At 39.6% G+C, this 13,645-nt stretch carries 9 protein-coding genes; all 9 read right to left on the bottom strand.

What is annotated here, in order from left to right; translation table 11 throughout:
• Positions 1-3: 3 nt before the first annotated feature.
• The 9 genes from RAO94_07365 to RAO94_07325 all read right to left on the bottom strand — a co-directional run bounded on the left by RAO94_07365 (position 4) and on the right by RAO94_07325 (position 13,413).
• A complete protein-coding gene (locus tag RAO94_07365) occupies positions 4-1,773 on the bottom strand; it encodes an aminopeptidase P family protein (GenBank protein ID MDP8322151.1) in 1,770 nt (589 codons plus the stop codon).
• A 118-nt stretch (positions 1,774-1,891) separates the two neighbouring features.
• Positions 1,892-3,457, bottom strand: a complete 1,566-nt coding sequence (locus tag RAO94_07360) for a M48 family metalloprotease (protein ID MDP8322150.1) — start codon at positions 3,455-3,457, stop codon at positions 1,892-1,894.
• A 12-nt stretch (positions 3,458-3,469) separates the two neighbouring features.
• Positions 3,470-4,015 carry a LemA family protein gene (locus tag RAO94_07355; protein MDP8322149.1) on the bottom strand — a complete coding sequence of 182 codons (546 nt, stop codon included), beginning with the start codon at positions 4,013-4,015 and terminating at the stop codon, positions 3,470-3,472.
• Between the two features lies 1 nt (position 4,016).
• A complete protein-coding gene (locus RAO94_07350; protein ID MDP8322148.1) occupies positions 4,017-4,400 on the bottom strand; it encodes a zf-TFIIB domain-containing protein in 384 nt (127 codons plus the stop codon).
• Between the two features lie 1,099 nt (positions 4,401-5,499).
• On the bottom strand, positions 5,500-6,417 hold the full coding sequence (locus tag RAO94_07345) for a reverse transcriptase/maturase family protein (GenBank protein MDP8322147.1): 918 nt from the start codon (positions 6,415-6,417) through the stop codon (positions 5,500-5,502).
• Between the two features lie 93 nt (positions 6,418-6,510).
• A complete protein-coding gene (gene avd, locus RAO94_07340) occupies positions 6,511-6,870 on the bottom strand; it encodes a diversity-generating retroelement protein Avd (protein MDP8322146.1) in 360 nt (119 codons plus the stop codon).
• Positions 6,867-7,322: an HRDC domain-containing protein gene (locus RAO94_07335; protein ID MDP8322145.1), complete on the bottom strand. Its 456-nt coding sequence runs from the start codon at positions 7,320-7,322 to the stop codon at positions 6,867-6,869. Before RAO94_07335 ends, avd begins: the two co-directional genes overlap by 4 nt.
• Positions 7,323-7,611: 289 nt before the next feature.
• Positions 7,612-9,345, bottom strand: coding sequence for an SUMF1/EgtB/PvdO family nonheme iron enzyme (locus tag RAO94_07330; protein MDP8322144.1), 1,734 nt, complete (start codon positions 9,343-9,345; stop codon positions 7,612-7,614).
• Positions 9,346-10,854: 1,509 nt separating this feature from the next.
• A complete protein-coding gene (locus RAO94_07325; protein ID MDP8322143.1) occupies positions 10,855-13,413 on the bottom strand; it encodes a T9SS type A sorting domain-containing protein in 2,559 nt (852 codons plus the stop codon).
• Positions 13,414-13,645: the final 232 nt, after the last annotated feature.

Here is a 13,645-nt window from a genome sequence, read left to right as displayed (position 1 = left end):
CCTCTATAGGGGTAAAGTCTCGTTCCGTAACCATTCTGCTGTGTCTGGCACCAGAAGTGGTGACAGCTTGGCAAAAACCATTACATGATAGTTATCAAGCCATTCTATCTGCTCCACTGTCAGCATTTCTTTATTGATCAATTCGCGTGATATAGGACACAAGGTAACAGTTTCAAAATGGCAGAATTCACCATATTCAGTGGTTTCCAATGTTTGACAGATCAGAATGTTCTCTGTGCGAATTCCAAACCTGCCTTCCAGATACATTCCTGGTTCATTAGTAGTAACTGATCCAGGTAAGATTGGATTCATGCTCTTCGGACTGATATTTTGGGGACCTTCATGAACTCCCAGAAAATGACCCACTCCGTGACCCGTGCCATGCCCGTAATTCTTCTTTTCACGCCATAAAGGGGTCCTTGTATATGCATCAAGCATTGCACCAGAAGTGCCTTTAGGAAATATTGCTCTGGCGAGATCTATATGCCCGGCAAGTACCAGAGTAAAATAATATTTCTCCTCTTCGGTAATATTACCCAGCGAAAATGTCCTCGTGACGTCAGTTGTTCCATTCAGATATTGACCACCTGAATCCACCAGTAATATCCCGCCCGGTTCGATCTTTCTGGCAGTATCCGGTTTGGCTGAATAATGAACAATTGCTCCATTACCCTTAAAGCCGATGATGGGAGTAAAGCTCAGTCCCTGATATTTATCCCCTTCTGCCCGAAATTCACCCAGCTTCTCTCCAGCAGTATATTCATCCAGTTCAATTTTACCAACCTGCTGTTTCATCCAGTAGATCCAGCGCACAAGTGCTGCCCCATCTTGAATATGTGCCTGACGAATTCCTTCCTGTTCCACTTCATTCTTGATCGCTTTTAAATATGTAACTATACTTTTGCCTTCTTTCACCTGGCATTTAATAGTCTCTTTGATCTTCTGACTCACTTTACCGGGATCGATCAATACCTTATTTTCAGCAGCTAAACCAGCCAGATAGCTCAGAGTATCCTCATAAGAAAAAATATTCACACCACATGTTTCCAGAAAAGCTGTTAATTCATCATTCAGTTTAGCTTTATTAACAAAAAGATTTACTTCATCTTTGCTTAAAAGAGCATAACTGATCACCACCGGATTATATTTCACATCTTTACCGCGAATATTGAATAACCAGGCAATTTCATCCAGAGCAGAGATCACATGATGATCTACCCCATTTTTCTGCATCTCTGCCTGTACCCGTTCGATTTTACTGGTTACTGATTCACCTGCATAATCTTCGGCAAGCATCATGGCTGGTTCTTGCGGAATTGCCGGTCTATCCTGCCAGATCATCCCGGTAAGATCTTCACCATAACTTAAATTAATATTTTTTGAACATAATTTTTTCTTGATCGCTGTCACTTCTCTCACTGATAATAAAGAGCCATCAAAACCCAGTACTGCTCCATCGGATATTTCACTCAGCAGCCAGGTTTGGTAATCCGGCACTCCAGGACTGAACATCTTGAATAGTTCAATTCCGCTGCCTTCCAGTTCACTTGCTGCCTGAAGCCAGTAACGGCTATCAGTCCACAATCCTGCCTTATCACCCGTGATCACACATACTCCTGCTGAGCCACTAAATCCGCTTATCCAGGCTCTTGCTTTCCAGTGATCTGCCACGTATTCACTTTGATGCGGATCTCCTGAAGGAACTATCCAGGCATCAATACCCTTCTGCTGCATCAGTTCACGCAAAGCTTTCAATTTTGTTTTTGTTTCCATCTATTACCTTCACCCGTTATTATTTTTATTTTCATAAAAGATTTCTATGATTTGATATAGCGTAATCAGTCAACTAATTTAATTATTTTCCCTGCTTTTTATTGCTGAATTTGTAATATTATTCTACCTTATCAATAATATTTATCCGTCTCTTGCACTTTCTGCAACTAATAAATTTCCCGATAAAATTTGGCGAAAGCTGTATCTTATAACCACATGTACAATGGATTTCCTGCCAGCCTTTTTTATCTCGCACATAAGTCTGCTTTTCCTCTCTACTATAATCAGGCTCTCCATGATCATCCATCATCTCCTGGATAATTCCTGCTGCTGCTGCTCCAGTACCTTTGGCTTCATCAAGCATGGCTGCTAAAGTATCCTTCATGTTGTCCGCCAGTATATGACTTCTCCCGCAACGTGGACACTTGATCTCATATTTATCATAACCTGAAGGTATTTTGATCTTCAATCCGCAATCACAATCGATAAACCCATAATCCTCTGTCAGCCTGATAACATCTTCTGTTCGAACATCACCTGTAAGAGCTGCCATTTCTTCTTCACTGGTTACCATCGATTGCTCGCCAACCAGTGATTCTGCCATTCTTATGGGTAGTTTTGTCGTACTAGCTGCTACTGATTCGGGCATAAAACCTGCTGTAGCATTTAGCACTTCTTCATAGGCTTTGCGATAATCCAGATAACCAGCTCCTCCACTCATTTTCCTCAATATTTTGATCCGGTTCCAGATAGGAGGATGAGTACGTGTGCCCTTACTGGTAACCACTACATCGCCATAAGGCTGATCTATAAAGGATGCTGCCGAAACTTTATCGATCTTCTCAAGAGAAGTTGTAGTGTAAGCTATTTTGGTCAAAGCGGATGCCAGCCCTGCAGGAAAACGCGTTAACCTCGCTGACACGGCATCTGCCAGATATTCCCGCTCTCTTGATAAACTGAAATAGATGATCTGGATCAAAATGGGCGCTAAAATGGCGAAGATCACACCAATTATCATAAACACCAGACCAAGTCCTGAATTACCTTTACCACTGCTGCGATTACTCGTTCTATAACTTCCCCTGCCAAGTGATCCCCAGTATAGTGATCTCAGCATCACATCACGCAGAACGATAACCATGCCCAGTGTACTCCTGCAAACCTCCAGCAGCATACTGTCCTTATTGATCAGATGTGATAGTTCATGGGCTACCACTCCCTGAAGTTCATCGCGGTTGCAAATACTCAAAAGTCCTGCGGTAACTGCTATGGCACCTGTCTCCGGACTGGTGCCAAACGCCATGGCATTCGCCGCCTTTGATGGTATTATGTAAACCTCTGGTGCTCGTCCTAAACCAGCAGCTATGCTCATTTCTGCAATCACATTGTTCAATTTACTGAACTGGGTTTGATTTGCTTCTTTCAAACCTAATTGTTTAAAAAGCGTACGTGGTTTGCCGTTAAATATCAGATATACCTGCACAAGTTCTACAAGCCCGATAAATCCAGCGAATACAAGAGCAAACCAGATCCTGTTACTCTCATAATCTGATCCTCTGCGGGGTGCAAGATAAGTATAAAACAGATTACCAAGCACAAAACCCACCACCAGCAGGATCACAAAGGACAATATCAGCAGATATATTGACTTCCGATGATTCTTACGGATCAGTTCTTCTATCATCTATAATACTTACTAAAAGCTTACCTTGGGAGCTTCCTTTTCTGCCATTTCGATTTCAAAGTAGCTTTCCTTTTTCAGGTTCATCCCGCTTGCCACTATGTTTGATGGGAAAACTTCCATCCTGTTATTCATATTCATCACGGAGTCATTATAATATTGTCTGGCAAATGCTATTCTGTTTTCAGTGGATGATAATTCCTCCTGCAAAGTGGCAAAGCTTTGATCTGCCTTAAGATTTGGATAATTCTCCACAACTGCCAGCAGTTTATCCAAAGCTGTCTGCAAATGTCCTTCTGCAGCAGACACGTCTGCCACGCCATTAGCATTGATCGCCTTTGCCCGGGCTTCTATCACGCTCGTAAGCGTCTCTTTCTCATGCTGCATATAACCCTTCACTGTCTCTATCAGATTAGGGATCAGGTCATGCCGTCTCTTCAATTGCACGTCTATCTGTGACCAGGCATTTTTTACCCGATTACGGATGCGGATCAAGCTGTTATATAGCCCAATAACATAAGCAACTACCACTACCAGTAAAATTAATAATCCTATTAACATCTTACTCTCCTTCCTGCTTTATTGTATCTCTAAACATATCTTCTAAAAAGTTCAATACTTCACTATTCATATCATCATAAGCGATGATCTCAGCCAGCTCTCCCCGGTCAAACCAGATGCCATGTCCCTTTTTACACATATCCAGATGCGTCTCACCACACACTACTTTAGCCATTTTTCTACCACAGGCTGGACACTTGATCTTGCGTTCCCGCGAGCGTTTTTCCTTATTAAATTCTGCCTTCAATTCCTCAGCACTGTCACCCACCAGTATTTCCAGCTCTCCCTCATCCAACCAGATACCACCACATTGCAGGCAATAATCTATCTCAATCTTATTAAGTTCTAATACGATCATTTCTTCACGACATGAAGGACATTTCATCTTAATCCCTATTTAAGCAGCAGGTATTTGCAACTGCTATCTTATTACCCTTTATTTAATGTCTAAAGAAATTATTCTTTTTATCCTGTCAATTTTCCTCTTTCCTCGACTCACGTCTCATCGAAGATACTCCGAAGCTTTATGCGAAGGAGTACGATTTACGACTCACGGATAAATCATTACATTTTTCGGTGTATTCAGTGCCTTCCGTGGTTGAAATTCTTCATTCTTACATTCCTCGACTCACGTCTCACGATTTACGACTCACGGATAAATCATTACATTATCCGTGCTCATCCGTGTAATCCGTGGCATCAGTGTTCTATTTTTTTTTCTCGACTCACGGATAAATCATTACATTCCTCTATGCTCTCTGTGACCTCTGTGACCTCTGTGGTGAAAATCTTACATTACATTTAATTTTCAATTTACCATTTTCAATTTTCAATTATTCAGCAAAATGTAAGGAGAGTAAGGAAAGTGTAAGGTCATAAATCCCTGTAATAAAATCAATTACAACAAAACCTTACTCTTTTGGCGTTTTTTGAAGATACATACCCCTATATTTAACTTTAAACTTATAACACTTAACCCCTAACCCTTAACCATGAAAATTGTTACCAAATGTTACCAAAATGTTACCTCATAACTATAAGCCCTTATGTCAGTTACAGCAAAAAGTAACATTTTTGCCCTTTTTGAGATATACATACCCCTATATTTAACTTTTTATATTCCGACCTGAAATCCCTTTCCTTATTGTGATCCTGCTGTTTTTTTATGTATTCAATTATTGTGTGTTTATCATGCCATATCACAATAAAGAAAATTCCCTGCTTTCGAGAAAACCTACTAACAGGAAATTGTTTAAAATTCTTTGTCTGTTTTCAGAGCTGGATAAAGACTTGGACATATCCCCGATATCTGACTTCATCTTTAAACGAAATCATTCTATCAATATCTGTATTGAGAATGCGGAAGCCTATGTTGTTGTTACTGTTGTCAGGGTTGTTATTGTTACGATTAGCTACACGGCAGTTATTGGCATTGTTGTTCCAGTTGCCACCGCGTTTCACACGGTTAGACCCGCTTACAGCCTTTACCCATAAATATTTTGCCTCAATCTTACACTATTGGCAGTTTTAATGAACTCAATAATGCTATTCACGCTTTGAGATAATTTCTCTTCACTTATCATACCTCTTTTATATTCCCACTCCTTTTTCTCAATGTTCTTTTTCATTCTTTTTATATTCTCATTTTTTACTCGAATTATTGCCGCAAATATCCTAAATCCCAAAAAACTCAAGCCGTGAATTCGATTGTTTATTACTATTGAACCCGGCTTTATTGTTAACTTTAATCTGCTTCCCAAATATGCAGACGATAACTGCAAAATCTCCCTAAGCCTATTCTTGTCATCAGCAAAAAATACCATGTCATCCATATACCTGATATAATCAATCTTTAAATTTTCTTTTACATAATGGTCAACTTGATCGAGGTAAACATTTGCCAGAAATTGAGATGTAAGATTACCTATTGGTAAACCAATTCCATCATCAATATTTTGACTGATATCATTATTCTTGATTATTACATCTATGAGTTCAATAATTTTAGGGTCTTTGATTTTCCTTTTCAAGATATTTATCAAGACCCGGTGATCAATTGACCCAAAATATTGTTTTATGTCTATTTTAAGAAACCATCTGTTCCTTTTCAGAAAATGCTGAGCTCGTGCTATAGCTCTATGGCTGCCCTTACCCTTTCTGGTTGCATAAGAATCATAGATAAATATTCTCTCATAAATTGGCTCTAATACGTTCACTAATGCATGATGCACAATCCTGTCCTCAAATCCAGCTACACTGATTAACCTTTCCTTAGGTTCATGGATTTTAAAATATCGGTACTTTGCTGGCTGGTATGTTTTCAATTTTAATTTTGACTGCAATGATAGAAGATTCCCTTCCAAATAAAAATAATAGTCGGAGTTTAATTCCTTCTTTTTCAATCCTCTAAATGATTTATTAAAAGCCGATTGCAGATTCTCAAAATCATATAGCTCTTCAAATAAATAACCATATCGTCTCATCCTGAATACCTTCTAACCCTTTAATTCCGCTTGCTGGTTATGGTCGCCTTTTTTCCAGCCACCTATCATCTTACCAAATTCATTAAATTCTACTGAAAGACGGTAGTATTGCTTATGTGAAATATAATTCCGCTTTTCACATATCCTTACATAGACTCGAAGTTTCTCCAGTAAAAGATTCATTCTATCTATCTTTTCTGCTTTCTCTTTGGAATATATAGCTTCTATTACCAATTCCAGGATGTCATTGGCATAATTCAAAATCCTGCTCGTTAATGAATAACGTACTGATTTGGGAATACCTTCCGCTCTATCCATGATCAGCTCTAAGATCAGCATCCATTTCGTGAATACCGGATAATTCTCGTTCATTTAGTTCCTTCTGTATTTTTATCTTGTTCAACTAAAAAACTCTTAACAATATCAATTGTTTCTTCTCCATAATTCTTGCTTTTTATCTCTCCAATGCCTTCTATGTTTCTTAAAGACTCTTTGGTTTTACATTTCGCTATAATTATCGCTCTCAACTGGTTGTTGGTAAAAATAATATAAGGTGGTATCCCTTCTTTTTCTGCCCTGGCATTTCGCCATTTCTTTAATTCTGCATACATTAATTGCTCATAGTCATATTTAAAACTCAAGTCTGGTTTATCTGTTAGTTCTTCCTCATAAAATATAAACACACTCCAAAAATAATGCGTTCCCCTTTTTAGTAATTCTGCCTGATATTTTACACCTGTCTTATTTCTTACGAAATCATTTAATTCTTTGACTGAAAAACCCGCCTCTTTCGATGAAAAAGGCAGCGTGATTATTCTAAACATTGCCATCCTTTAAAATTATACTCTTCAATTTTCCCCATAATTTTACATTTTACATTTTAATTTCGGCGTAGCCGCTAACGAGTTCTTTCTTTAATAAAGAAAGAACCAAAGAAAACCATCCCTATTATTATAACATCGCAACCTTTTCAGTCGTCACAGTTGCTGCCTTCAATAAATCCTTTCGCTACGCTTTTGTATTTATTGAAGGCAGCAACTGAGACTTTGTTTAGTACTCTATAATTACCATTTTGAAGAAAAAAGGTAAAAAAGTAAAAATACTAAAAGCTAATTAATACGGACATGCCCTGAGAATGCGGAAGCCTATGTAGTAGTTACTGACGACAGGGTAGCAATCGCCACGATCAGCTACACGGCAGATAGTGGCATTGCCGAACCAGACGCCACCGCGTACCACACGGGAAGACCCGCTATCAGGTCCAGTCGGATTATCTACTGGGCTGGAACTATAATAATTACTCGAATACCTGTCATTACACCATTCATAAACATTTCCACTCATATCATAAATATCAAGCTGATTAGGAAGCTTGCTCCCAACTTCATGGGTCTGGCTACTGGAATTTGAAGAATACCAGGCATAATCTCCTAAATTGTCTGTTGTCCCGCTGTATCTATAATTATCTGTCCAGTTCACTCCGCCACGTGAGGAATATTCCCATTCCGCTTCTGTAGGCAATCTGTAACCATTTGCACTGAAATCACAGCTCCAATCAGAAAGATTATAACACGGTGTTAGTTCTACTTGAATACTCAATGCATTGCAATATTCCACCGCATTATACCAGCTTACGGAATAGACTGGGTAATCATCTCCAACTCCATAATTATGAGCCGGATTACTCCCCATTACTGCTTCATATTCTCCCTGCGTTACTTCATACTGCCCAATATAAAAACTGTTTAGCGTAACATCATGAAGCGGTAACTCATTTGTACTTCCTTCATTAAAATGGTCACCCATCTCAAAACTGCCGCCTTCTACAAAAATCAAGTCCCCATAAGAAGCCTCTTCTAAGGTTGTGAAATTCCAAACATCCCCTTCTGTCTCATATTCACCATCTGATGCTACTATCTTCCAATAATATATTGTCTCATATTCCAATGTCTGCGGATTATAATTTGTCCCACTCTGATTATTTGACACTAATTCGCCGTTATCAGGCGTAGGATCAGTCCCAAAATAAACATCATAAGTCAGTGCATCACCATCAGGATCGCTACCTGACCAGGAGATACTCGTGCTTATTGATACATCATCAGCATTATCTATTGGGGTTGGATTGTATGGCTCTGCCGGTGGATGATTCACACTACCACCTGACTCTGTTGTATAATCCCAAATTGGACTTGCTGTCTCCAATTCTCCATCTGAAGCTACTATCTTCCAATAATATACTGTCTCATATTCCAATGTTGCAGGATTATAATTTGTCCCACTTTGATTTGATGACATCAATTCCCCACTGTCCAGTGTAGGATCAGTCCCGAAATACACATCATAAGTAAGTGCATCTCCATCTGGATCACTGCACGACCAGGAGATACTCGTGCTTATTGATACATCATCAGCATTATCTATTGGTGTTGGAGCGTATGGCTCTGCCGGTGGATGATTCACACTACCACCTGACTCTGTGGTATAATCCCAAATTGAACTTGCTGTCTCAAATTCTCCATCACTTGCTATTATTTTCCAATAATATACTGTCTCATATTCTAATGTCTGCGGATTATAATTTGTCCCACTCTGGTTATTTGACAATAATTCACCACTGTCCGGAGTAGGATTAGTCCCGAAATAAACATCATAAGTTAGTGCATCTCCATCAGGATCACTGCACGACCAGGATAGATTGCTATTTACCGAAATATTAGAAGAACCATTTGACGGAGCAGGATTTGACGGAATCCCTGGAGCTTCATTCTCCGGACTCGTAGAATCATCTGAACATCCAAACATCATTAATAAAGCAACAACCAACACTAATAATAACTTCTTCATCTTTACCTCCTAATCCCTTGGTATTTTTATATTTTTACTATTTCAGTTTTCCCATGTCTTCATGTATTTCCATCACTTCAAATAGTATCTTACCATGCAAATCAAAAACTATCAACCGCGAAAACCGCTAAAGTACGCGAAAGAATGTAAGAAAGAAAAAAGCAATTACCTGCTCTATTTAAAAAAAAATAATTCATCTTCTCTTCCTTTCGCGTTATTTCGCGCCTTTAGCGGTTGATAAATTCTTCCTCTTTTCTAGCACTACCGCTCTATTTCCGGTTAAGTAAAACCCATAAGTATTGTATCTAAAAACAATATTAGTGCAATATTAATTAGTTTTAACATTCAAGTTTCTCCCTTTTTCTCATACTCAGATAAATATGTTTCAAAAGATGATATTTATTATTCAAGGTCAAGCATTAATTTGTCTCTTACATTATAAAGAATAATGAGACTGATAAATTCTCCCCCATTCAAGACCTTGCGAATGGTGCTTGCACCTCCGCAATGGTCGATCAGAGGATACAAGTTCAAGAATCTTAACCCCTTAACCTGCCATCCAGGACTCTTACCCGGAGTACCGATAGCACTGCAATTCCTACTTTTCTGGATGATTATCTATTGAAACCTGGCATCCCCTCGGAATTAATTTATAATTTGTCTTTGATAATTTTGTGATGCATTTGTCGTCACCATCCGGGAGGTGCACGACCATCCAGGAGGTAACTTAGCTTTGTTCAAGACCTCCCATCTGAAACCTTCAGGATGGTCGGAGACCTCCTGAATGGTTGACCCTTTTCTACATATATTATCTCCATTAGCTCCAGTCATTTAGACCTATTATAATTGATAAAAACAGGGACATGCCAGATTATTTAATTTCACATCAGGAAGTACTGAATTCATCAAAATAATATATATTCTCCGTTCGTCTTGAAATAAATCTTTTTAAATATCATAACTGCATTTTATGTGAAAAATGCAGTTATTCTGACAAAATAGTCTTTTATATATTGAAAATAAATAAGATACCTACTTTTTTTTCAGCAACAGAGAACCCCCTGTACCCTCCCTGTGGCTTCCCTGTGGCTTCCCTGTGGCTTCCCTGTGGCTTGAAAGAAATTTAACTCACTTACGACCTTCTATTAATACAATAGTTACTTACCTGTTAAGCATTAAATCAAAACCCATATACGTAATTTTTCACATTACATTTTGTTCGCGTTAGTTCGGTTTGTTCGCGGCTAAAAAAATCTTACATTACATTTAGCAGTGACCGGTGATCAGTGATTAGTGAATGGAAAAAGCCAAGCAACCCGATCACTGTTCACTGTTCACTAATCACCAGATATTTCTCTCTGTGACCTCTGTGGTGAAAATCCTTACATTATCCGTGTTGATCCGTGTAATCCGTGGCATCAGTGTTCTATTTTTTTCCTCGACTCACGACTCACGACTCACGACTCACGGATAAATCATTACATTTTTCCGTGTAATCCGTGGCTCATACTATTTCAGCAGCAGCAGCTTTCTGCTTACACTTTTCCCAGCACTTTCCAGACGATAGAAATATACCCCTGCTGCTGCCGGCTTTCCAGCAGCGTTTAAGCCGTTCCAGCTCGTCTGATATTCTCCTGCCAATTTATGTTCATCAACAAGAGTAATCATTTTCTGACCCTTAAGATTATATATCTCCAGCTTTGCAAGCCCCTCATCAGCTACCTGATAGAATATAGTTGTTGCTCCACCATCTCTTAAATTACCTGATTTGAAGGGATTAGGATAATTCTGGTTCAGGGTAATTCCACTGACTATTTCATCTTCTGTGACCGGCAGAGTAGCTATCCACAGACCGATAACCTTTTCATCATAAATATTATTATTGTCCTGCACTACGATATCCATCTGATAGGGATTATCCCAGTCAGTTACACCCCAGAAACAGCAAGTAAATAGTCCCGTATCGCTGATTTCCCATTCTCCAAAATTAGGAAATGGAACGAAATCAAATTCCCTTACTTCTCCCTCAGGTATCACATAACTGCCGGAAATTTCGCTGATCTCATAGCTCAATTCATCTCCCATCGATACTCCTGCCACCCATTCACCGGAACTGGTTATCGCTTCCTCGTTATAATAAAATTCAATATCCTGCCACTGACGCAGAGCTATCACAAAATCCACATCAAAATCAGGATCATTGAATTTGGATACTGTCCAGCGGAACATCGCCAGATCATCTTCCACATAGTAATAAAACCCGTCTCCATATTCAGGATATGCCATCAAATCAGCACCATAAGCTGTAATGCACCTGTTATTTTTTATATTTTCTTCATTCCTGATATAAGTAAAATTATTATCAAAGACCAAGGAGCCATCTGTCAAAAAGGATACTGCCCCATGCGTCACGCCATAAAAATAGAAGTTAAATGGCAGATCAATATCTGCCCAGCCATCATCATTATCAGTAACTTCTATTGGCTGCCAGTCCACTTCCGGAAAAGATTCGGTTCTGCTGTCTTCCTCATAATTCAGCCTCAACGACCATTGATAGGGTGATTCTCCCCCACTGTATTCAAGCTGATACTCATAAGGCACTCCTTCAAACGCCATGGGAAATTCTTCCGTTAATATCTCCACTCCCTCATAATCTATATCACCGCTTACATTAAAATAATTATTCCAATTATTGATCAAATCCCAGTTGCTTTGACTACCCGTAAATTCTTCCGGTTCGTCACCCGTTTCATTGATCACACTATAGGTGACCAGGGTGCCATCTCCGACATTATCGGGATCAACGCTTTCCACGATCAGCCACCACTGCATCTCACCACCTTCCTCAAGTTCACTAAGTAGCGGTGTGATATCAAGCCCTATCTCCAAAGGCTGAGCTCCGGGTATGGTATTTCCCGGCAGATTCCAGGCACCACCCTGAAAATTGAAATATGGATAAAGCATTTCTACTTCCGGTTCCCAGGCGGTGGGATCACTGGATACTCCTGCACCTATCCGCAAAGTATTTCTCACGTTATGACTGATCTCTGCTTTCAGGGTCAATAACGGCTCATATTCTTCTCTTGCATGAATACCATGCACTATATTTGACCAGATACCGCCAGTTTCTGTAGGTTCTGCTAAAGTACGGTACATCACCCAGCAAAAGCCCCCGTTCCCCCAGTTCATGCCCCAGCTGTTCACCATCTTGATAGCTCCAATCTCCCAGTCACGCATATTCACTTCACCATCATCATTAATGTCTATATCATTAGTAAATTCTCCATCTCCATTATAATCATAGCAAATTTCATCATTATATCCCACAAAGGTCATGGCATGATTAACCGGAGTTATCCAGTCCGAGATGATATTTTCTCCGCTAAATGGACTCTCTTCCGGCAGGGGATAATATTCCAGACCACTCACTCCGGCAGCGAAGCATACCAGTCCTCCGCTTTCCTCTTCATTACCATGCTCATAAAACCAGTATTTAAGAGCTTCCAGTCCTTCCTCTGTACTCACGTTTATAGCAAAGATGTCATCTACACGGTTTTCCATAGCACTCCGGTAGTTTTCATAACCATCCATCCAGCCGATCTGTTCATAGGCGAACAATCCACCATAAGTTTCTACTGTCGGACATCCCCCGGCCTTAACAATCTGCCAGCCATCAAAGTGCCACGAGCCACCCCCAACACCACCATTGAGAAAATTCCAGGTATAATGATCAGGATACTGAGCCGATTCCACATCTGCTGCCAGTCCCCGTAATCTATCTATCTCATAGGTAAAACAGTAACCTATTGCACTCGCCTGACCGCAGGATCCTCCATTCTGGCCAAACACAGGTCGAAGCCATTCATGCTCCGAATTATCTACGCTCAATGGTAATTCTCTATTTGTATTTATCTCCGAAAGCTCCAGCCTGTCTAATCCATTTAAAAATTCCCAGTCCGCATCTGTTAATTCCCGCAGTCCCGGAATAAAATCTCCTGGCTCTACTCCGCTTATCAATAAATTAAATGTAAAAACTAAAACAAATATCACTAATAATGTCCTGTTCATAACAGCTCCTTAAATAATTTTATTCCAGAGCATCCTGCCCGATTACCCAAAAACATGTCAAAGAAATTATTTTATAGCCCTAATTATCACTATCTTGAGCTATCTCCTGACACTAAAGTAACCGGACTGACCACGGCATAACAAAATAATGTTATGCCGTGGTCAGTCCGGTTACAGTAAGGCTGGTATATTGGTTTGAGAAGAAGTGGAAGGGGCGTGGACAATATGGACA

It is taken from the genome of Candidatus Stygibacter australis (assembly GCA_030765845.1).
In the GTDB taxonomy this organism is placed as follows: domain Bacteria; phylum Cloacimonadota; class Cloacimonadia; order Cloacimonadales; family TCS61; genus Stygibacter; species Stygibacter australis.
The sequence above is the reverse complement of the archived record's forward strand: the minus strand, read 5'-3'. Positions and strand labels throughout refer to the sequence as shown.

Coding starts and splice junctions, on each gene's coding strand:
- RAO94_07360 (MDP8322150.1), bottom strand. CDS start 3,457: ATGATAGAAGAACTGATCCGTAAGAATCATCGGAAGTCAATATATCTG.
- RAO94_07325 (MDP8322143.1), bottom strand. CDS start 13,413: ATGAACAGGACATTATTAGTGATATTTGTTTTAGTTTTTACATTTAAT.
- RAO94_07350 (MDP8322148.1), bottom strand. CDS start 4,400: ATGAAATGTCCTTCATGTCGTGAAGAAATGATCGTATTAGAACTTAAT.
- RAO94_07330 (MDP8322144.1), bottom strand. CDS start 9,345: ATGAAGAAGTTATTATTAGTGTTGGTTGTTGCTTTATTAATGATGTTT.
- RAO94_07335 (MDP8322145.1), bottom strand. CDS start 7,322: ATGTTTAGAATAATCACGCTGCCTTTTTCATCGAAAGAGGCGGGTTTT.
- RAO94_07365 (MDP8322151.1), bottom strand. CDS start 1,773: ATGGAAACAAAAACAAAATTGAAAGCTTTGCGTGAACTGATGCAGCAG.
- avd (MDP8322146.1), bottom strand. CDS start 6,870: ATGAACGAGAATTATCCGGTATTCACGAAATGGATGCTGATCTTAGAG.
- RAO94_07355 (MDP8322149.1), bottom strand. CDS start 4,015: ATGTTAATAGGATTATTAATTTTACTGGTAGTGGTAGTTGCTTATGTT.